The sequence below is a fragment of the Bacillus sp. AFS031507 genome, assembly GCF_002584635.1.
In the GTDB taxonomy this organism is placed as follows: domain Bacteria; phylum Bacillota; class Bacilli; order Bacillales; family Cytobacillaceae; genus Neobacillus.
In genome coordinates this window covers 1-257 of record NZ_NUOW01000112.1, presented here as the reverse complement: position 1 = coordinate 257, position 257 = coordinate 1, and the positions used below count along the sequence as shown (strand labels likewise).

Annotated in this window: 1 protein-coding gene; it reads right to left on the bottom strand. The window is 35.0% G+C overall.

Translation table 11 applies throughout. From position 1 onward, the window contains the following. Positions 1-257 (bottom strand): IS110 family transposase (locus tag COE25_RS30085; RefSeq protein ID WP_142354545.1); only part of this gene is annotated, 257 nt, incomplete at both ends.

The window sequence follows — 257 nt, the reverse complement described above, 5'->3', positions numbered from 1 at the left end:
GGATTGACTGTTACTACCTCGATCTTTTGGTTATATAACCATTTTGATAGGTTAATCCAGTAATGGCCTGTAGGTTCCATACCTACAATTATTGAATCTAAGTTTTTTAGTTTTTGTAAGTTTTGAATCCAACTTAATAGTTTTACGAACCCCTCTTCATTATTTTCAAATGTAAGAGGATCTCCAACTACAATTCCACGGAAGTTAACAGCTCGAGCAACGTGTAATTGTTGGGCTATATCCACACCAACAATAAG